Origin of the sequence: Thiocapsa rosea (assembly GCF_003634315.1) — a bacterium.
In the GTDB taxonomy this organism is placed as follows: domain Bacteria; phylum Pseudomonadota; class Gammaproteobacteria; order Chromatiales; family Chromatiaceae; genus Thiocapsa; species Thiocapsa rosea.
Genome location: NZ_RBXL01000001.1, coordinates 2832573 through 2853220, shown reverse-complemented (window position 1 = coordinate 2853220; position 20648 = coordinate 2832573). Strand labels below are relative to the sequence as shown.

The 20648-nt window shown below is 64.4% G+C and carries 18 protein-coding genes; 10 read left to right on the top strand and 8 right to left on the bottom strand.

The window, feature by feature from the left end; all coding sequences use genetic code 11:
• Nucleotides 1–58: 58 nt before the first annotated feature.
• The 4 genes from trkA (at nucleotide 59) to BDD21_RS12635 (ending at nucleotide 3203) form a co-directional block, all read left to right on the top strand.
• A complete protein-coding gene (gene trkA / locus BDD21_RS12650) occupies nucleotides 59–1432 on the top strand; it encodes a Trk system potassium transporter TrkA (protein ID WP_120797468.1) in 1374 nt (457 codons plus the stop codon).
• 131 nt (nucleotides 1433–1563) lie between these two features.
• Entirely contained in the window at nucleotides 1564–2133 is a 570-nt protein-coding gene (locus BDD21_RS12645; RefSeq protein WP_120797467.1) for an ankyrin repeat domain-containing protein, read from the top strand.
• 123 nt (nucleotides 2134–2256) lie between these two features.
• On the top strand, nucleotides 2257–2574 hold the full coding sequence (locus BDD21_RS12640; RefSeq protein WP_120799905.1) for a BolA family protein: 318 nt from the start codon (nucleotides 2257–2259) through the stop codon (nucleotides 2572–2574).
• A gap of 179 nt (nucleotides 2575–2753) precedes the next feature.
• A complete protein-coding gene (locus BDD21_RS12635) occupies nucleotides 2754–3203 on the top strand; it encodes a hypothetical protein (protein ID WP_245969573.1) in 450 nt (149 codons plus the stop codon).
• Nucleotides 3204–3324: 121 nt separating this feature from the next.
• Here BDD21_RS12635 and BDD21_RS12630 read toward each other — a convergent pair whose 3' ends face one another.
• Complete coding sequence (locus tag BDD21_RS12630) at nucleotides 3325–4683, bottom strand: alanine/glycine:cation symporter family protein (RefSeq protein WP_120799904.1); 1359 nt, start codon at nucleotides 4681–4683, stop codon at nucleotides 3325–3327.
• Between the two features lie 262 nt (nucleotides 4684–4945).
• Between BDD21_RS12630 and BDD21_RS12625 the strand changes: the two genes are divergently transcribed.
• From BDD21_RS12625 to BDD21_RS12610, 4 genes are all read left to right on the top strand, one after another.
• Nucleotides 4946–5620: an inner membrane-spanning protein YciB gene (locus BDD21_RS12625; RefSeq protein WP_120797465.1), complete on the top strand. Its 675-nt coding sequence runs from the start codon at nucleotides 4946–4948 to the stop codon at nucleotides 5618–5620.
• Nucleotide 5621: 1 nt separating this feature from the next.
• Nucleotides 5622–5924: a YciI family protein gene (locus BDD21_RS12620; protein WP_120797464.1), complete on the top strand. Its 303-nt coding sequence runs from the start codon at nucleotides 5622–5624 to the stop codon at nucleotides 5922–5924.
• Between the two features lie 119 nt (nucleotides 5925–6043).
• Nucleotides 6044–6925 carry a peptidylprolyl isomerase gene (locus BDD21_RS12615; RefSeq protein WP_120799903.1) on the top strand — a complete coding sequence of 294 codons (882 nt, stop codon included), beginning with the start codon at nucleotides 6044–6046 and terminating at the stop codon, nucleotides 6923–6925.
• A gap of 260 nt (nucleotides 6926–7185) precedes the next feature.
• A complete protein-coding gene (locus tag BDD21_RS12610) occupies nucleotides 7186–7407 on the top strand; it encodes a hypothetical protein (protein ID WP_120797463.1) in 222 nt (73 codons plus the stop codon).
• 253 nt (nucleotides 7408–7660) lie between these two features.
• Here BDD21_RS12610 and BDD21_RS12605 read toward each other — a convergent pair whose 3' ends face one another.
• The gene (locus tag BDD21_RS12605; RefSeq protein ID WP_120797462.1) at nucleotides 7661–8290 is read right to left on the bottom strand and encodes a cytochrome c3 family protein; all 630 of its coding nucleotides are present in this window, start codon (nucleotides 8288–8290) and stop codon (nucleotides 7661–7663) included.
• Nucleotides 8290–9711 carry a multiheme c-type cytochrome gene (locus BDD21_RS12600; RefSeq protein WP_245969571.1) on the bottom strand — a complete coding sequence of 474 codons (1422 nt, stop codon included), beginning with the start codon at nucleotides 9709–9711 and terminating at the stop codon, nucleotides 8290–8292. Before BDD21_RS12600 ends, BDD21_RS12605 begins: the two co-directional genes overlap by 1 nt.
• Before the next feature lie 536 nt (nucleotides 9712–10247).
• On the opposite strand from BDD21_RS12600, the gene BDD21_RS12595 reads away from it, so the two are divergent.
• A complete protein-coding gene (locus BDD21_RS12595; RefSeq protein ID WP_120797460.1) occupies nucleotides 10248–11558 on the top strand; it encodes a cytochrome c family protein in 1311 nt (436 codons plus the stop codon).
• Between the two features lie 187 nt (nucleotides 11559–11745).
• On the opposite strand, the gene BDD21_RS12590 is transcribed toward BDD21_RS12595, so the two are convergent.
• The 5 genes from BDD21_RS12590 to smc form a co-directional block, all read right to left on the bottom strand.
• A complete protein-coding gene (locus BDD21_RS12590; protein ID WP_120797459.1) occupies nucleotides 11746–12576 on the bottom strand; it encodes a carbonic anhydrase in 831 nt (276 codons plus the stop codon).
• Between the two features lie 4 nt (nucleotides 12577–12580).
• Complete coding sequence (locus tag BDD21_RS12585; protein WP_120797458.1) at nucleotides 12581–12853, bottom strand: segregation and condensation protein A; 273 nt, start codon at nucleotides 12851–12853, stop codon at nucleotides 12581–12583.
• A gap of 183 nt (nucleotides 12854–13036) precedes the next feature.
• Nucleotides 13037–15307 (bottom strand): NAD-dependent DNA ligase LigA, encoded by a 2271-nt coding sequence (ligA, locus tag BDD21_RS12580; RefSeq protein WP_120797457.1) that lies wholly within the window; start codon nucleotides 15305–15307, stop codon nucleotides 13037–13039.
• Nucleotides 15283–16053: a cell division protein ZipA gene (locus BDD21_RS12575; RefSeq protein ID WP_120797456.1), complete on the bottom strand. Its 771-nt coding sequence runs from the start codon at nucleotides 16051–16053 to the stop codon at nucleotides 15283–15285. Before BDD21_RS12575 ends, ligA begins: the two co-directional genes overlap by 25 nt.
• 146 nt (nucleotides 16054–16199) lie before the next feature.
• Nucleotides 16200–19733 carry a chromosome segregation protein SMC gene (smc, locus tag BDD21_RS12570; RefSeq protein WP_120797455.1) on the bottom strand — a complete coding sequence of 1178 codons (3534 nt, stop codon included), beginning with the start codon at nucleotides 19731–19733 and terminating at the stop codon, nucleotides 16200–16202.
• Nucleotides 19734–19937: 204 nt separating this feature from the next.
• Here smc and BDD21_RS12565 point away from each other — a divergent pair, with 204 nt between their 5' ends.
• Nucleotides 19938–20552, top strand: a complete 615-nt coding sequence (locus tag BDD21_RS12565; RefSeq protein WP_245969570.1) for a CNP1-like family protein — start codon at nucleotides 19938–19940, stop codon at nucleotides 20550–20552.
• Nucleotides 20553–20648: the final 96 nt, after the last annotated feature.

Below are 20648 nucleotides of genomic sequence, written 5' to 3'. Positions count from 1 at the left end.
GAGCGACGAGACCGCAAGCCCCCACTCCACAACACCGAAAACTCCGGACGCGGTTTAAATGAAGATCATCATCTTAGGCGCCGGACAAGTCGGGACCTCGGTGGCCGCCAATCTGGTCAGCGAGGCGAACGACATTACCGTCGTCGATCACAATCCGGATCTGCTCAGAGAGCTGCAGGACCGTTTCGATCTGCGCACCATCCTCGGCCACGGCGCGCACCCCGACGTGCTGCGTCGCGCGGGCGCGGAAGACGCCGACATGATCATCGCGGTCACCAACAGCGACGAGACCAATATGGTCGCCTGCCAGGTCGCCTACACCCTCTTCCATACGCCGACCAAGATCGCGCGGGTGCGGGCGCAGAGCTTTCTCGATCAACCCAAGCTGTTCGGGACCGATGCCCTGCCGATCGATTTTCCGATCAGCCCGGAGGCATTGGTCACCGAGTACATCCTGCGTCTGGTCGAGAATCCGGGCACCTTGCAGGTGCTCGACTTCGCCGGCGGGCGGATCCGTCTGGTCGCGGTCAGGGCCTATTACGGCGGGCCTTTGGTCGGGCACGAGCTGCGCACACTCCACGAGCACATGCCAAGGGTCGAGGCCAGGGTCGCGGCCATCTACCGACAGGATCGCGCCATCGAGCCCCAAGGCGATACCGTCATCGAGGCCGACGACGAGATCTTCTTCGTCGCCGCCCCCAAGCACATCCGTTCGGTCATGAGCGAGCTGCGGCGTTTGGATCGCCCCTACAAGCGCCTGATCATCGCCGGCGGCGGCAATATCGGCACCCGGCTCGCCGAGGCGCTGGAGCTCAACTACCGGGTGAAGATCATCGAGCGGGATCTGAAACGCTGCAAGCGCATCGCGGAGAATCTCGAGAAGACGATCGTGCTGCACGGCGACGCGGCGGATCGCGATCTGCTCCTGGAAGAGAATATCGAGAACACCGATGTCTTCTGCGCCGTCACCGACGACGACGAGGCGAATATCCTCTCGGCGATGCTCGCAAAGCGGCTGGGTGCCCGCAAGGTCATGGCCTTGATCAACCGGCCGTCCTATGTGGAACTGGTGCAATCCGGGGCCATCGACATCGCCATCTCGCCGCAGCAGGCAACCATCGGAAGCCTGCTCAAGCATATCCGGCGCGGCGACGTGGTCGTCGTGCATTCTCTGCGGCGCGGTGCGGCGGAGGCGATCGAGGCCATCGCCCACGGCGACGAGTCCTCCAGCAAGGTGATCGGGCGCAGCATCGAGAACATCCGGCTCCCGCGGGGTACCAGTATCGGCGCCATCGTCCGTGGCGACGAGGTGCTGATGGCGCACCACGACACCGTCATCGCCGCGGAAGACCACGTCATCCTCTTCCTTCAGGACAAGGCGCGGATCCCGGAGGTCGAGCGGCTGTTCCAGGTCGGGGTCACCTTCCTGTAAGGCGCCTAACTGCGTCGCATCTCGCGCATCCGTGCGATTCAACCGCGCCGACCGGCGCGATCCCCGAGTCTGTCTCTCGGGTTGCCGATTCGCATTGGCCGACCGGTTCCGGGTCCGGAGAATGGGCGGCCATGAATATCCTCCTCCGTATCCTCGCCCTCGTCGCGATCGCGATCCTCGTCGCCTTCGCCGTCATTCACCGATCGGACTCGACGCCGGACGCAACGGGCACAGCACTCCTCGATGTGGCCGAGCAAGGCGACCTCTCCGCCCTGAACGCACTCTTGAAGCCGTCGACGAAGGTCGACGTGCGCGACAGCTGCGACTGGACGCCGCTCATGAAGGCCGCACTCTACGGGCACGCCGATGTCGTGGAGCGCCTCCTCGAGGCCGGTGCCGACATCGACGCCCAAGACAAGGGCGGTTATACGGCCATGATGCTCGCGGCCTCGAACAATCACGCGACGATCGTGGATCGACTCTTGAGCAAAGGCGCCATGATCGATCACCAAGAGCAGACCGAAGGCTGGACGGCCTTGCTCTGGACCGCCGGCAAAGGCCACGCCGAGACCGTCGAGGTTCTGCTGCGCCGGGGTGCCGATCGGACCCTGAAGGACTTCGGGGGCAACACCGCCGAGGACCACGCCCGCGAGGCCGGATATGAGGCCGTCGCGGAGCAGCTCGCCGAACGGAGCCGCTAGGCCGCGTCCTGCATCGCCTGCGGTGATCGCTGATCGCAGCGGACACGGCGCTTGCGCAGACAAGGGTTGGCCCATAGTTCCGAAAGACATGCCCGGATGGGCAAGCCGAGCCGAAACACCCCGATGAACAGAAAAGCCCGTATCGAAGACACGTTGAAACACACCTTCGACCCCATGCATCTCGAGGTGGTCGACGAAAGTCACATGCACTCGGTCCCTGCCGGTGCCGAATCCCACTTCAAGATCCTGGTGGTCAGCGAGACCTTTGCCGACAAGACCCTGGTCGCCCGGCATCGTCTCCTTAATCGCGCCCTCAGCGGCGAACTCGAAGGCGGACTCCATGCCATCGCCCTTCATACTTGGACCCCGGACGAATGGTTCGCCAAAGGCGGCGTTGCACCCGAGTCACCGCCCTGCCAGGGAGGCTCGAAAGCCGGTTGACCGCAGAATCAGGCGCCCGGCCCCTGAAAACCCCATTACCAGATAAAAAAAGTATATTATTGGCGCACGCAGTGTGAACTCCTGTGCCATGCTTAAGGCAAGCCGGATGAGTTGAGGTCGGTTCGGGTTCGCAGCGTCAGCAAGGCTGTTGCTGATTGCCGGCTTCGGGGCGAGCACCCGTGCGGCAGCACAACGAAAATAAAAGCATGTCGCCCGGGTCCGCATTGGATCAGGCACGCTCTCGCAGGGTCCTGCCGCGAAGTGGCCTGAGGACTGAATGTGAGTCGATCGACATGAAGACATCGAACCTCTTCAACGCTCGCGCGTTGACCCGCCCATTGCTCGTCGCCTTCTCGTGCGCGAGTGTCGCCGCAGCGGCTGCGGACGTTTCGGACATCGAGCTGCGTCGCCTGTTCGAGCCGAGCACCAGCGAGCGTGCCGCCGAGGCCGAAGGCAAGATCTATATTTACGAGGGGCTGCGCGACATCGACGTCCAGCGGGCGATGGACGAACAATTCGGTCGCGTCGAGAACATGATGTTCATCGGCACGATCAAGACGGATGAAACGGGCAAGACAGCGCGTGACTCGAAGACAGGCGTAGCCGTGACGTCAGATGACGGCTGCTGAACCTGCGCTCGGTATACTCCGGGCAAGCGGCCGCGGTGCCTGGATGGTCGCCGTGGTGACTCGGACGCGGCCGACCATTCAAGGTCGGCCGCCCACCCGAAACGGCGCCCTTCGCCGGTACTCAGGTCACAACGCGCCGATTGATCGGATCCGCGAAATAGTCGTGCGTCATCCGAAAGACCACCGGACTGAGCAGGAGCAGTGCGACTAGATTGGGGATCGCCATCAGAGCGTTGAGTGTGTCGGCGACCAGCCAGATGAAGTCGAGTTCAAGCGTTGCCCCGACCGGAATGACCGCGACCCAGACCAACCGAAAGGGAACGATGGCATGGATGCCGAACAGGTATTCCATGCAGCGCTCGCCGTAGACGCTCCAGCCCAGGATGGTGGTGAAGGCAAAGAGCGCCAGCCCGAAGGTGACGATATACCCGCCGACCGACGGCAGGCCGGCGCTGAAGGCTGCGGCGGACAAGCCCGCCCCGGTCTCGCCGCTCATCCACTCGCCCGTCACCATAATCACGAGCCCCGTGATGGTGCAGATGATGATGGTGTCGATGAAGGTGCCGAGCATGGCGACCGTGCCTTGCTGGATCGGATCGTTGCTCTGTGCCGCCGCATGTGCAATCGGCGCGCTGCCGAGCCCTGCCTCGTTGGAGAAGATACCCCGGGCCACGCCCATCTGGATGCCCAGCATCAGGGTCGCACCGGCGAATCCACCCGCGGCCGCCGTCGGCGAAAAGGCATGCAGCACGATCTGGTAGATGGCCTCGGGAATCTTCTCGATGTTGAAGGCCAGAACCACCAAACCGCCGACGACATAGGCGATCGCCATGAAGGGCACCAGCTTCCCGGCGACTTGGGCGATCCAGCGAATTCCACCGATCAGGACCAACCCGACCATCACGGCCATCGCGATGCCCGACCAGAGCTCCGGAATCGCGAACTTGCCGCTGAGGGCGTGGGACACGGAATTGGCCTGGACCATGTTGCCGATCCCGAACCCGGCGAGCCCACCGAAGATCGCGAAGGCGGTGCCGAGCCAGAGCCAGCGACGGCCCAGACCGTTCTTGATGTAGTACATGGGGCCGCCGACATAGTTGCCCTTTTCGTCCACCTCACGGTACTTCACCGCGAGCACGCCCTCGGCATATTTGGTGGCCATGCCGACGAGTGCGGTGCACCACATCCAGAACAAGGCGCCGGGACCGCCGATGGCGATGGCCGTGGCAACGCCGGCGATGTTGCCCGTTCCGATGGTCGCCGCGAGCGACGTCATCAAGGCATTGAACGGCGTGATGTTGCCCTGTCCCTGTGCATGCCGTCCGGCCCACAGCATGCGGAAGCCGAACCCGAGCTTCAGCAGCGGCATCAAGCGCAAGCCGATCATCAGGAAGAGACCGGTTCCCAGGATGAGAACCAGCATGGGAGGGCCCCAGACGAGCCCGTTGATCGTGCCGACCCAACTCTCGATCGTCTCCACGTGACGCATCCCCCTTGAAGTGAGAACAAAAACCGGACGCAACTATACACGTCAACCCGGTCGAACGCCTTTGCCCTGCCCGCCCGATCCCCGTATCCTATCGCGCACGACTGCGGGATCGAGCAGCGCCTCCGTCTCGGCGACCGTCGCCCCCGGCGACAGGCTTGAAACCGCCGCCGCTTCACGCTGTCGAACCGCGCGGTTCCCGCCCGAACACATCATCCCGACTCACCACGCATGCCATATCGGCGACCCCGGCCTCATGAAACTCTTTGTCGACTTCTTTCCGATTCTCCTGTTCTTCGCCGCCTATAAACTCGAAGGCATCTACGTCGCGACCGGCGTCGCCATCCTCGCCTCGGCCATCCTGGTCGGCTGGTCGTGGATGCGGCGGCGGCATGTGGAGACCATGCCGCTGGTCACGCTCGGGTTGCTGGTGCTGTTCGGCGGGCTGACGATCGCCCTGCGCGACCCGATCTTCGTCATGTGGAAACCGACGATCGTCAATTGGCTGTTCGGCGCAGCCTTTCTCGGCAGCCAGTTCATCGGAAAGCGAACACTCATCGAGCGGATGATGGGAAAGGCCGTCGAGCTCCCCTCCGCGGTTTGGACACGCCTGAACATGATGTGGATCGGTTTCTTCATCGTCACCGGCCTCGTGAATCTCTTCGTCGTCTATATCGGCAGCGGGTTCTTCGGTGCCCAACAAGCCCTGATCCTCGCCTCGGGTCTGCAGGATATCGACCTTTCGGCCTGCACCGAGCGCTTCAGCGGCGAGCTGCTCTCGCTCTGCAACGATACCCATGCGCGCGAGGACATCTGGGTGAACTTCAAGCTCTTCGGTATGATGGGGATGACGCTCGTGTTCGTCATTGCGCAGGCCTTCTACCTGTCCCGCCACATGACGGACGAACCCCGGACACTGGAGACCGACTGACGTGCTGTACGCCATCATCGCCGTGGATCACGACAAGAGTCTCGCGGCACGCCTGAGCGCGCGGCCGGACCATCTGGCGCGCCTGCAAGCCCTGCAGGACGAGGGTCGCCTGGTCATCGCCGGACCACATCCGGCGATCGACAGCCCGGATCCGGGTGAGGCCGGTTTCTCCGGATCCCTCATCGTCGCCGAATTCCCCGATCTGGCCGCGGCCGAGCAATGGGCGGCCGCGGATCCGTACAAGGCTGCCGGCGTCTACCGAGAGGTTCGGGTCAAGCCCTTCAAGCGGGTGTTTCCGACCTGAAGCCCGAACCCGGACGCCGCTCGCCGGGGCGGACGATTCCCCTCATCCGCCGTCTCTCCCCATTGCAATTGCCGGCATCCTTGGATGCCAATGAATCCCAACATACGGAAATCATCATCATGAAGACGACTCGCATTCCCCTCCTCCTGTGTGCCCTGTTGGCCGCAGGTGTCGCCGTGGCGCAGGACGCCAAGGACGCCGAGGTCCAACCGCAGGGCGACGACGTCCTGATTGCAACGGTCAACGGCACACCCTACGGGCTCGAACTGTTCCGTCTCTTCTTCCTGGAGCGCCTGCAGCAAAGTCAAGGCCAGAATTCGCCCGAACTCCAAGAGCAAGCCTTCAACGACTTCATGAGTCTTGTGGTTGCCTCGCAGGAGGCCGCGCGGCGCAATCTCGAGAAAGACCCGGACGTCGGTGTCGCCATCGAGCTGCAACGCATGAAGATCCTCTCCAACGCGGCTCTGGCCTCGATGGCCGAGGAGATCGAGCCGACCGAAGACGAGCTGAAGAAGGCCTACGACGAGATCAAGGCCAGCGCCAGCCAGACCGAGTACAAGGCGCGCCACATCCTCGTCAAGGACGAGGAAGAGGCGAAGAAGATGATCGAGGAACTCGAAGGCGGTGCCGATTTCGGCGATCTCGCACGCGAGCACTCGCTTGGCCCGACCGGCAAGAACGGCGGCGAGCTCGAGTGGTTCGACGCCAATCAGATGGTGGCGCCCTTCTCCGAGGCGGTCGCTGCGATGGAGGTCGGTACCTACACAAAAACACCCGTGCAGACCCAGTTCGGATGGCACGTGATCGAGCTGCAGGACTCCCGCAAGGCCGAGCCCCCGAGCTTCGAGGATGCCAAGCAGCAGCTCACGGCCCTGCTCAAGCGCCAACAACTCTCGGCAAAGCTGGCCGAGATGCGTGACGGCGCCATGGTGGAACTCAACGAAGAAGTCGTGAAGCTCAAGCCGACCGACGAGAGCGCGGCTGAAGGGGCCGCCGAGTAACGCCTCAGGCGCTTTTCGGCCACAAGCATCCCGACTGCGCGTGGCAGCACGACCTGTAGGGGCGAGCGCATTCGCCCCTACAGCCATCACGGTTATCCCTCCGCCGGCTCGAACGTCGGCGCATACTCGACTATTTCACTGCAACGACACGGAAAATGACGCGGATGCGACCGGAATCACGGTTCGCTGTCACCCACGGCATTGCGTTCCTGCGCTTTTGTATTAGAATTTGCTTATGTAATGAATGACGGAGAGATCCTATGATCTCCTGCACCACGTTGCGCTCGACCGTTGTCTTGTCCGCCGGACTGCTCCTGTCCGGCATCCTGCTGCTCGGACTCGCGCAGAGCGCCGCTCTACCCGTGCCGACCGCCCATCTCGCCCTGCTCGCGGTTCTCGGCGGTGCCGTGACGTTGGGCTTCGCCTTCGCGCTCGCGGTCTCACCCTGGTCACGACACTATTTCGACAACTGCGAGCACTGAACCTAAACCGCGTCCTGAGCGAAATGCTCATTTTCGAGTGAGCTCGACGTTTGGTGCATCCACGGCCCTTCGCGGGGACGCGGTTTAAGGTGATTTCCGGAAAAGGATCTACCGGCAGAGGGGCAACCAGGAAACGTGGTTGAAGGCTCCAGTCGTTGTCGTTGTCGTGTTCGTCCGGAATCCGATTACGATTGCGACAACGACAACGATTACGACAAATTCTGCGAGTGTTTGCTCGAGACTTCTCGCGGACTCAGTGCGCACTCATCAGCTGCTCGGCCGTTCCCGGCTCCAGCCCGAACTCCTCTTCGACCATCCGGTTCCATGCGTCGCGTTTGAAGGTGCTCTCGTCGGGCACCTTGCGATGCACCAGGTTGTAGTGGCAGTCGATACAGGACTTGCCGTCCGTCTCCTCGCGATGGATCGCCGCCGTATCCGCACGCTTGCCCTGGATCGCATCCTGCGTATGACAGCGCTTGCAGGTCGCCGAGTCGCGGGCTTGAAACCATCTGCGCGCGGCGAAGGCGGCCTCGGGCAGGTGTAGGGCATTGATCACCGGGTCGTCGTAGTCCGGTCCGAAGAGCTGCTTGAAGAGGTCCTTCGATCCCACCGCATGGTCCCAGGTCGCCGCGAAGACGCCTTCTGAGACGTGGCAGTCACCGCAGGATGCGCGCACCCCGGATGCCGAGTCGTAATGGACGGTTTGCCGATAGCTCTCTTCGGCATAGGTCATCGAATGGCAGGTCGTGCAGAAGGCGTTGGTGCTGGTGTAGTGATCGAACTCAAGCAGGAAGGTCATGAAGAGCACCCCGCCGACACCGCCGACCACGAGCGCGATCAGCACATGGCGGGTGATGAACACAGGTGCGCGCAGCTTGCCCATTACTCGGCCTCCCGGGGTGCGAAGCCGAGGATGGCGCTCGCCTGATCGGGCTGATCCAGCCACTCGTGCTGCCCGTTTGCGCGCAGCACGGCGTCCACCAGCTCGTCTGCGTGCTCGCCTGCCACCGCCCGCGCCTCCGGGAGGAAGCGTGCATAGAAATTGCGGCCGACCAGATACATGCCCTCCCACCAGGCGTGGTTCGGACTCATCATGGAGGCGCCGTGTCGGGCGCGTGCGCCTTCGTCGTGCCACAGCTCCCAGTAAGTGAACTCGATCGGCTCGTCGAACGCGGTCGGAGTGAGGAGACCGCGCTCGTAGAGGCCGGCCATGATCGCCCGTGCCGGTTCGCCGAATTTCGTGTTGTAAAGCTCGACAACCGCGTCGAACTGACGCATGAAGCTCTCGGTGAAGCCCTTGCCGTGACATTCGACACAGACCAGGGACATGGCTTGACGGCGCCGCTCGGGTGTCGCCACCGCCTTGACGGTCCCGACCGTGCCGTCGGCACGCGTCAGCTCGGTGCCGCGCCGCGGCGCAGGCTCGTCCGCGGGCAGCTCCATCTTGTGCCCGTCTTCGAAGATGACCAGGAACTGGCGCTTGGAGACCGGCGTATTGAGGCTCCAGACGTTGCGCAGACCCACATCATGGGTCGAGGGCAGCTTACCGGCGGCACCCATATGACAGGTCACGCAGGTCGGCGCGGCCGTATAGTCGCGCCCGGCATTCCACTCGGCTGCATCAAGATTCATCTCGTCGCGATGCGCGGCATAGACCATCCCGTGTTTGGACGCCTCGAAGACCTCCTTGTCCGGCGAGTCCGGGCCGGAGTGACAGCGCACGCACGCCTCGGGCTCGCGCGCCTGGGCCTTCGAGAAGCGATGCCGGCCGTGGCAGGATGAGCATGACCCCTTGGATCCGTCCGGATTGATCCGCCCGATACCCGAGTTGGGCCAGGTCGCGGGATCCAAGGTGCCGTCACCGCGCACCTTCACCCGCGAGCCGTGACACTGATCGCAGGATGCGGCCTGCATGGCCGCGCCGCCGACGTTTTGCGCCAGTGCCGGAATGCGATCCTCGATGATGGAGTACGCCTCGGCGTGGACCGAGCCTTGCTGCTCTTCGAACTCTTTCGTGTGACAGCGCCCGCAGTCCTTCGGCGAAACGATGGTCGCGATGACCTGGCCCTCATGCTCGATGGCGTCCACATCGGAACGCTCGGCCCGATGGCAATCCATGCAGTTGACACCCGCGGCGGCATGGGCGCTGTCCTGCCACTGCTGCGCCAGCCCGCTCGATGCCTTGGTGTGGCAACTGACGCAGGCGCTGCCGGCTTCGTGGCCCCAGTTGCTCGGGTCGAGTTTGACCTTGTCGGCCGCTGCGGGCACCGCGATCGACAGGGTTAGAGCACAAAGAAGAAGCAATCGTATCGGTATCGAGACTGGAATAGCGCACATCTGAACAACCTCTGAAGACTGCCGGAAAGAACGACGCGTCCGATTATAGGGCGGCCGGACCGAGCAATCTAATTCAGAACCTATCGATATTCTGTTGTTGACCCATCGGATGACCGACGGAGAAAAAAGGGCTAAAGCAACGAACAAAAAGGCTCTTTTTTTTCTTTTCATTATGCGGCTATTTCGAATAGACAGGGTGTGGCCCGACCGAAAGATCCAGAAGGCCCCGGCCTGAACCCATTCAATTTAAACCGCGCCTCACCGAGATGGAATATATCTCTGAAGCCAAACGCAACATGAAAATGACGCATGTCGCTCTGCCGCGGTTTAACGCATTAGAATTTAATTAAATGCTATGGGTTTGGACCGGAGCGAGACAGGAACCGAATTTCATTGACTGCAGGCACTTTTCCCGACGGCATCAATAGTGAACAATTCACGACGGTCGGACAGGCGTCCGTGTCACACCGTCCACATCACAAGAAGATAAGGAGCGACACCCCATGCAACCTATACTCGCGGGACTCTCGATCGCATTCGGCCTTGCACTCGGTCTCGGAGGTCTCGCCGCTCCGGCGGCGGCCGAAGACACCTCCGAGCCGATCCACCTGATCTCGTCGGAGGTTTGCCAGACCTGTCACGAGGAGATCTACCGGCAGTGGAAAGGCTCCATGCACGCCAACAGCACTGCGTTGAAGGATCCGATCCACGGCACCTTCTACGAGATGGAGGTCGGAGATCCGAGGGCCGAAGGACAGGTGCACAAGAAGTCCGGCACCTTCCCGATCTGTCTGCAATGTCACGCACCGAACGCGGCCCGCGACCAGACCACCAAGCTCGATGCCCATGTCGCCTACAGCGAAGGGGTCAATTGCGTCGCCTGTCATACCCTTCAGAGCTACAAGGGCATCCAGGGCGAGGACGGCAAGATGCGCCTAGGTCTGAAAGCCTACGAGCTGTCGGACAAGCTTCAAGGTCCCGCTGCCTTCCCGCGCGGCGTCCAGCAGCTGGCAGCGGCCGGTGACGACCTGTTCGGCGGTGCGGTCGACGACGCGGCGGGCTCGCAGAAGCCGAACCCGCATTTGGGCGAGCCGGTGGAGATGGACGGGATCGAGATCCCCGCACTGACCATGGAGGCCAGCCCCTTCCTGATGAAGACCTCGGATGCCTGCATGGGCTGCCACGATCAGCGCAACAATCCGCAGGACGTCCCCTTGTGCGCGACCGGCAACGAGTTCATCGCCAGCGGCAGCAAGGTTGCCTGCCAATCCTGTCACATGCCGGTCTCCAACGGCCTGGTGGATCACTCCATGGGCGGCGGACACGACCACGGCATGCTCAAGCGGGCCGTCGTGTTCGACGTGCGCACCGAGATCGACGGCGATGTGCTGAAGACGACCGTCCTCATGCAGAACTCGCAACCCCATTCGGTACCGACCGGAGCGCCCTTCCGCAACATGTATCTGAAGCTCACCGCCTATGACGATCAAGGCGAAGTGGTCTGGCAAAACTCGGAGAGTCATCCCTCCAAGGACGATCCCAAAGGCTACTTCTTTTACGGCCTTGCGGACGCTCAGGGGATGCCCGCACCGCCACCCACCGCAACTCAGCTCGGCGATGACACCCGGCTCAAGCCCCATGAGACCCGCGAAATCCTCTACGACATCCCTGCGGAAGGGGTCGTCTTGGTGCGCGGCGAGCTGTACTACAACCTCTTGTGGCCGTCGCTGGTGGAGAAGTTCACGCAGCTGCCGAGCGAGCTGACCGATCCGGTGCTGATGGCTGCCGTGGAGCAGAACATCTCCGCACCCTAAACCGCGCCCGGTGCGGTATGCGTCATGTGTTGGCATGGCGTGGCCGCGCCAGCTCCGACGACTGTCGGAGCTGGCGCGGTTTAAAGAATTGAAAAATTTTAAATTTTAAACCGCGTCTCACCGAGATCGAGAAGATCTCCGAAGCCAAACGCAACATGAAAACAACCCATGTCGCTCTGGACGCGGTTTAATAGCGGAAAAGCGAGAAGACCGGACGGCCGTTCAAGGGCTGGATGGGACGCGCGTTCATCCCCGTGGCCCGCGCAATGCGCTGAATCTGATCGGCGCTCACCTCGAGCGGTTCGCGAAAGACGAACCAAAGCACCGGCTCGGTGCAGGGCGGCGTAACCAACGAGCCCGTATATCTGTAATAGCTGCGATCCACCGGCAGCAGGAAGAGAGGGTTGATCCCCACCTGACGTTGCCGCACCCGCTCTCCGGGCTGGGTCGGCAGATACTCCAGGATCCGATCGAGGATCCGATTCTCGCGCTCGCCGGCCCGCAGCGGCACGGCGACGACGGCATAACCGCCCTTCCCGTCGCGATGCAGCATATGGATCTCGGCCTCCGCCGCAACACCCTGGAAACCATGCAGACCGGGGACGTGGAAGCTGAACTCGGCGAGGTCGTAGGCCTGTCCGCGGATCACGAGCGCACTGCCGGGCGGGGAGATCAGGCGGACTCCGCGGCCGGTATTCTCGGCCTCGAGGAGCTGCGATCGATAGCGGAAGAGCAACGGCGTGTAGCTCACGCGCTGGGTTTCGACGATATCGATCGGCGATTGCAGCTCGCCCCGCGCGCAGGTCTCGTACTCACCCCCGAGATCGCCCCACTGGTCCGGACCCGCGACCCCCGAGTAGGACCAATCGGGTGTCCCGGTCGTCGCCGCTTCGCGTGCGACGCCATCTCGGCAAAAACCGGCCGCGACCAGGCACAGAGTCAACTGCACAAGACGCCGCCGTCGGGCAGCATCCGGGCGCTCCGGGCGTCCAGGGTTCTCCGGGCGGACGCGTGTCATGGCATCACTCCTTGCGCTTTTTGATGCCGGCAATCGGCACGACCCGAGAATCCGGGGGCTCGTCGACATAGTAGGGGCGCTCGCCGCCGCGGCCTTGCGCGTCCGCAAGCTCCTTCTCGCGGGCGGCGATCAGCCCGAGGCACTGACGCACGTCCTCGATGGTCGGCTCCGACAGCGGATGACGCATCCCTGGCGGCGGGGTGACGTCTCGGATGATCGCCGACAATGTCTTGCGCATCGCGATCAGGATCTGTTGCTCTTTGCTTAAATCATGCATTGGGGAACCCGTAGAGTCTGGAGAGACGCGGTTCGATCGCGGGAAGCAGGCGATCGCTGTCGATGCGGTTCTGACGACCGCTCTTAAACCGCGCTCAGCGCGGTATCAGCAACATTGGGGCGATGCCGGAAGAATCCGGAAGCGCGCAGACATCGTTCGGACGTCGCTCGCAAGTCGTTTGGATCAAGGGCGATCGAGCAACGCGCTCAGCATGGCCTCGTCGAGAATCGCAACACCGAGTGATTGTGCCTTCTCGAGCTTGGAGCCCGCCGCCTCGCCCGCAATCAGATAATCCGTCTTCTTCGAGACGCTGTTTGTCACCTTCGCACCGGCGTCCTGCAACCGGGCGGCGATCTCCTCGCGCGGCCGGCTGAGTGTGCCGGTGATCACGATCGTCTTGCCCTCGAGGGGCAGCGCTTCCGAGGTCTGCGCAGGAGCTGGCGCGTCGGGCCAGTGGATCCCGGACTCGAGCAACCGCTCGATCGCCTCCCGATTGTGCCCTTGCGCGAAGAAGCCCGCAATCTCCGCCGCCACCACGGGGCCGACTCCTTCGACGAGCCGCGCGCTGTTGAGGTAGAGCTCTTCGAGTTCGGCCGCGCGAAGTGCAGCGAGATCCTCGAAGCGCCCCGCCAACGCCTGCGCACGCGCGGGGGTCAGACCGGGGAGCTTCAGTCCCGCCAGCCAGTGTGCAAGGTCGCCTTGCGCCTCGATCTGCGGATGCTCGATCAGGAAGCGATGCAGCGCGTTCGCGGTGTCCCGACCGACACCCTTCACGCCCCGATCGCGGACGAAATCCGCTTCTCGCGTCCGCACCAGCTCGGCCATCCCGCTGAACCGGGCGGCCAACGCCTGCGCGGTCGTCTCGCCGACATCCGGAATGCCGAGTGCGAAGATAAAGCGCGCGAAGGTCGTGGACTTGCTGCGCTCCAGGGCGTCGATCAGGTTGGCCGCGGACTTCTCGCCCATGCGTTCGAGGCCGACGAGCTGCTCCGCGGTCAGCCGATACAGATCGGCAGGCTCGCGAACCAACCCCAGATCGACGAGCTGCTCGATCAGCCTCTCGCCGAGACCCTCGATATCCATGGCGCGACGCGAGGCGAAATGCCGGATCGCTTGCTTGCGCTGCGCGGGGCAATAGAGACCGCCGGTACAGCGTGCCACCACCTCGCCCGGCGGGCGCAGCACATCGGACCCGCACACGGGACACTGGGCAGGCATCTCGACCGGCACAGCACCCGGCGGCCGGCGATCGACCAGGACGCTCACGACCTCCGGAATCACGTCGCCCGCGCGTCGGATGACGACGGTATCGCCGGCACGGACATCCTTACGGACGACCTCGTCCATGTTGTGCAAGGTCGCGTTGGCGACGGTAACACCGCCGACCTGCACAGGCCGCAGCCGCGCGACAGGCGTCACGGCGCCGGTACGTCCAACCTGGAACTCGACCGCCTCGACGAGCGTCAGCTCCTCCTGCGCAGGAAACTTGCGTGCAATGGCCCAACGCGGATGATGGCTGGTCGCGCCCAGGCCGATCTGATCGGCGATCCGGTCGACCTTGAAAACCACGCCGTCGATCTCGTAGGGCAGCGCATCGCGGCGCCGTCCCAAGTCCTCGAAATAGGCGCGACATCCGTCCGCTCCCGCGACCTGCCGCAGCTCTTTGGAAATGGGGATGCCCCAACCGGCGAGCCGTTGAAGCATCGCGATCTGGCTCTCCTCGGGGTCGATCGAGAGCTCGCCCCATCCGTAGCAGCAAAAGCGCAAGGGGCGCGTGGCGGTGATACGGGGATCGAGCTGGCGTAGGCTCCCCGCGGCCGCATTACGTGGATTGGCAAAGACGCGTTCGCCCCGTTGCGCGGCGTCCCGGTTGAGCCGCTCGAACCCCTCGCGGGTCATATAGACCTCGCCGCGCACCTCGAGCACGTCAGGCCAAGCCTCGCCGACGAGGCGCAGGGGCACGCTCTTGACGGTACGCACGTTCGCGGTGACATCCTCGCCGGTGGAGCCGTCGCCGCGGGTCGCAGCCTGAACCAACAGACCCGCCTCGTAGCGGATGCTCATGGCAAGGCCGTCGAGTTTGGGCTCGGCGGTGTAGAGGATCGGATCGGTACCCGGCAAAGCGGCGGCATTCCGACGATCGAAATCCGCCAGCTCGCCGTCGCTCATGGCGTTGGCGAGCGAGATCATGGGCAGACGGTGACGGACCGCAGCAAAAGCGGAGAGCGGCGCGGCGCCGACCCGCTGGGTCGGCGAATCCGGCGTTATCAGATCCGGATTGGCAGCCTCGAGGGCTTGAAGCTCGGCGAAGAGACGATCGTATTCGGCGTCCGGGATCTCCGGATCGTCGAGAACGTAATAGCGGACATTGTGGCGGGCGATCTCCGCGCGCAGCCATGCGGCGCGCTCGGCGGCGGCATCCGCACCGATCAACGCTCCGCCGTGCGTGCCCATCGGCGCTCGTTGTCGAGCACGGCTTGGCGCAGGTCCTCTTCCTTCCTCACCGTGAGCGGACGGCGTGTCTCGTCGAGCACCTCGCCGTCGAGTTCGCTGGCGAGCTTGCGGGCCGTGGCAATCATCTCTTCGAGGATGGTGATGTCCTCAGGGCGTCCGTCGAGCTGGGCGAAGAGCATGAGACCCGGAGTCGAGAATTCTTCCATGCCCTCGAAGGGGAAGGTCCCCGGCTTGACCATGTTGGCCATGCTGAAATAGATCCGCGTGTCGTGGTCGAACTCGTCCAGACAGTGGAAGATGTCCATCCGGCCGGGACGCAGACCGCAGATATCGGCGGCATCCATCAACTCCGGACCGGCGAAGGGCTCACGGCGCGCGCTGACGCTGAGCTGAATCAACAGCGGCTCCATGTCCGCCGGCATGTCCGTATCCGGCTCGTCGTCCGAATACAAGGCGTCGTCCGGGTCGGATTCGGCCTCCGACTCCGGATCGAGGCGGCGCGAACGCGCGGCGGGGGATCGGCCGGGCCGAGCCTGATCGGGCTCGCTCCCGCGCTCGTCGTCGGCGCCGCGCCCGAGCCGCGGCTCGCGCTTGCCGGTCGAAAGACCATAGGGTGCGTCGGCCTCTTCGTAGTCGTCGTCATCGTCCTCGTCACCGCCACGACGGCTGCGCTCCCACAGAAAGAGGGCGAGGACGAGCAGGGCTCCCACGACGATCAGGATGAGACGGATAGTATTGGCGTCCATTCAAGCGTTGCTGTCGGTCTGACGTTCAGGACTAGGGGGAGTATATCAACGCGCGGGCCACCTGTATCCCCGCTCGAACGGGTTTGACACGCGGCGTCGGCGACCCGAGCCCGCATCCGTACCCGGGGCAACACCCGTTGGCGCGCTCAGGAAACGGCCGCAAGCCGAACCGCCTCGTCGACATCCACCGAAACGAGCCGCGACACGCCGGGCTCATGCATGGTCACGCCGAGCAGATGATCGGCGATCTCCATCGTAACCTTGTTGTGGCTGATGAAGACGAACTGGACGCGGTCGGACATGGAGCGCACCAGCTCGCAGAAACGCCCGACGTTGGCGTCGTCGAGCGGCGCGTCGACCTCGTCGAGCATGCAGAAGGGTGCCGGGTTGAGCTCGAAGATGGCAAAGACCAGGGCCACCGCGGTGAGCGCCTTCTCCCCGCCCGAAAGCAGATGGATGCTCGAATTGCGCTTGCCGGGCGGTCGCGCCATCACGGTGACGCCGGTTTCCAGCAGGTCCTCGTCGGTGAGATCCAGGCTCGCGTGACCGCCGCCGAAGAGGCGCGGGAACAGGAGCTGAAACCCCTGATTGACCTGATCGTAGGTCTCGCGGAAACGGTTGCGGGTCTCGCGATCGATCTTGCGGATCGCCTGCTCCAGGGTCTCGAGCGAGCGGCTGATGTCCTCGTGCTGGGCGTCCAGATAGACCTTGCGCTCGGCCTGTTGTCTGAATTCGTCCACGGCGGCCAGATTGACCGGACCGAGCCGCTGCAGACGTGCCCCGGTCTTGGCGAGCGCCTCTTGCCACTGTGATTCGTTCGCCGCGGGATCGGTCTCGGCCAAGACGTCGAGCGGCGTCTGCCCGGTCTCGGCGATCTGCTCGGCAAAGGTCTGACGACGGACCAGGCGCTCCTGGTGCTCCAAACGCTGCCGATCGAGCTCGCCGCGACCGAGCCGACCCTCCTGCTCCAAACGCTGACGCGCCTGATCCAGCGCGCGCACCTCGCCGTCCAGGACTTCGAGCCGATTGCGTGCCGCGGCCAACGCCTGCTCGACCTCCACCCGCAGCACCAGCTGCTCGTCGAGCCGCGCCCGTTGCTCGGCCAAGGGCTCGACACTCTCCTCGAGCGCATCCAACAGCTCGGCGCGGCGCTCGTGCAGCATCGATCGGCGCTCCTGAATGCGCGCGAGGCTCTGTTGTGTGGCCGCCCGCGCGGCGCGGTTCGACTCGACGCTGACGCGCAAGCCTTGGCTCCGCTCCCGGCAACCTCGCTCCTCGTCACGAGCCGCAGCGAGCGCGGTGCGCAGCACCTCGCGCTCGGCCTGCATCGTTTCGCGTCGTTCCGCCAGGGTCTCGACCAAGGACAGATGCTCGTGCAGACGCTCGCGGGCCTCTTCCATCTCCTCCAGTGCCTCGGCCATCTGCTCCTGCAGCTCGTCGCGCTCGGCGCCCAGCGCCTGGAGCCGATCCTGTCGGTGCTCGCGCTTGGCGCGAAGACTCGCGAGTTCGGCCTTGAGCTGCGCGAGCTCGCGACCCAGGGCCGTCAATTGTCGTCCGGCGTCGGCCCGCTCCTCTTGAGCCAGTGTTCGGGCCGTGCGCAAACGTTCCTGCTCAGCGCAGAGCCCAACCTCTCGGCCCTGGTGATCGGCGATCTCCGCGCCGAGCACCTTGATCGCCTCCGCACGCGCGATGACACCCCCCTGCGCCCGCACCGGCGGCGTGCTCAACCAGTCGCGTCCGACCCGCGCACCCTCGGGCGTGACCCATTGCTCGGCCGAGCCCAGGGTGTCGCGCATCGCCACGGCGTCGGCGAGCCGATCGACGGTACGGACCCGACCGAGCAGGCCGTCGAGCGCCCAAGGTGCGCGAACATGCGCGAGGATCGCCCGAGCCGCGGTTGCGCTGTCCAGGTCGGGTGTCCCCTCGACTTGACTCTCGGCATTGCCGCGCGTCTCCAAGAGCACCAGACCCGGAGGCGGATCGCCGCCCGCGAGCGCACCATCGAGATTCGGGATGCCGACCGCGCGAACCGCGTCCCCGAGCAAGACCTCGACCGCTCGCTGCCAATCCGGATCGACCTCGATCCGATCGATCAGACGCGCGGCATCGGCGAGTCCCGCGTCGGCCAGCCAGTCGGCACGGCCGTCGTCGGCATCCGTGTCGGCGAGGGCCTCGTCCTGCAGGGCAGCGAGCGAGGCCAGCCGACCCCGGGCTTGCTGCAACAGGGTGCGGACCCGATCGATCTGCGAGGCGAGCGTCGCGATCGCCCCGTCACGCTCGGACAAGTCCGCGCCGTAGGTCTCGTGACGCGCTTCCATATCCGCGAGTGCGGCCTCCAATCGGCTCTCGCGCTCGACGAGCTGCAGAAACCGATCCTCGAGCTCCAGCCCCTGCAGACGTGCGAGATCCTCGTCCAAGCGCCGCAGTCGGTCCCGATCGCGGTCGCTGCGTTGCTCCAGTGCGTTGATCCGGGCACGCTCCGCCTGGGCCTGCTCAGACGGCCCGGCGGCCTCCCGACTGAAGTCGTCCCAGAGACGCTCCCACTGCTTGAGCCGATCCTCGGCGCCCGCCACGCTCAGCACAGCTGCAGCCAATGCCTGATCCGCGCCCGTCAGCTCGGGATCGTCGCGGGCGAGGTTGCGATCGATCTCGGCAAGACGACCCCGGTCGCGTTCCAAGTGGTCCTCGGCCTCGCCGATCTCCTGATCGAGCCGCACCAGCTCGCCTTCGCGCCGCCCGCGCGCCTCGTTGGCGAACTGGATCGCCTGCTCGGCCCGCGCAATCTCCGAGCCCACGGCGTAAAAACGGCCCTGTACCCCGTTGAAGGTCTCCGAGGCGCTCTGATAGTCGGCACGCCGCGCCTCGATATCGGCCTCGATCCGGCGCTGCTGCGCGAGCCCCGCCTCGGTCCGGGTCTCGGTCTCGGCCAGGCGCTGCTCGCGGGCGCGGATCTCCTCGTCGAGTGCCTGCCAGCGCAACGCCTTGAGCTCCAGGTCCAGACGCCGCTCCTCGGCCTTGAGCTGGGTGTAGCGCTCGGCGGAGGCGGCTTGGCGCTCCAGGTGCTGGATCTGTTTGTTGACCTCGTCGCGCAGATCGTCGAGCCGATCCAGGTTCTCGCGGGTTTGGCGCATGCGGCTCTCGGTCTCGCGGCGGCGCTCCTTGTACTTGGAGATCCCCGCGGCCTCCTCCAGAAAGATCCGCAGATCCTCGGGCCGCGCCTCGATGATGCGCGAGATCATGCCCTGCTCGATGATGGCGTAGGAGCGCGGACCGAGACCCGTGCCGAGAAAGAGGTCTTGGATATCGCGCCGACGGCAGCGCGTCCCGTTCAGGAAATAGGCCGACTGACCGTCGCGCGAGACCTGACGCTTGACCGAGATCTGATTGAAGGCGGCATAGGCGCCGCCCACCCCGCCGTCGGCATTGTCGAACACCAGCTCGATGCTGGCCGTCCCCACCGGCTTGCGACCGGTGCTGCCGTTGAAGATGACGTCGGCCATCGACTCGCCGCGCAGCATCTTCGCGGAGCTCTCGCCCATGACCCAACGCACCGCATCGATGACGTTGGATTTGCCGCAGCCATTGGGACCGACGACACCGACCAGATTGCCGGGAAAGAGCACCGTCGTGGGATCCACGAAGGATTTGAAGCCGGCCAGTCGGATCTTTTCAAGACGCATCCAAGAACCATACCGGAAGGAGAATCGGCGGCACAAGCGGGCCGATCGTGTCGCATGGCAGATGCCTTGCGGGCTGGTAGACTTGAGGATCGCCATCTCTCAAATCGCGCAGGCTCCAGCGGCCGTCACGTCTGCCGGGGCCGATTCCATCCCAAAGCATCGCATACCGCGCTGGGCGCGGTTTAATCCCCGGTGATCGACATCATGACACCTCCCCGCCAGCTTCCATCGGTCCTCCCGCCCCGGCATCGTTTTTTCTGGGACACCCTTCTTTTGCTGCATCTTCTTCTGCTCGCAATGCCCGTATCGGCCGCGGAGAACGCCTTCGTGAACAACGCCGAGCCGCCCGTGCCTTCGAGCGTTCGACCGGGCACACCTTGGCAGGAATCGAACACCGCGCTCCCGCCTTGGCCGCAGGACGCGGATCTGGTCGAGCTGGTCCCGGATGGACCCGATGCAGGCTTGCGGTATTTCATCGACACCCGCAACCTGCAGATCGGCTCCGACGATGTCGTGCGCTTTACGCTCGTCGCGGAGGGCAGCAACGGGAACCGCAACCTCTCGGTGGAGGGCATCCGCTGCACGCCGCGGGGCGCCTACAAGATCTATGCCTACGGTGCCGGCAACGGGTTCGTTCCGATTGCCTCGGACGAATGGCTGCCGATCCCCGCCCACGGCGGGGAGCGCTGGCGCCACGACCTGTGGCGGTTTCACTTCTGCATCCCGCAGGCCTTCGCGCCGCGCCCGAAGATCGACATGGTCCGCTCGCTCAAGGGCCGCATCTCGCCGCGCCAGAACATGGGTTTTCTGCCGGACTGACGACGCCGAGTGCATCGACACCACCGAGCGCCCGCCCCGACCCGGGCCATCGACTGGAAACTCCGGCCTGCAGCCCGCATGATCCGGCGCTTGGCG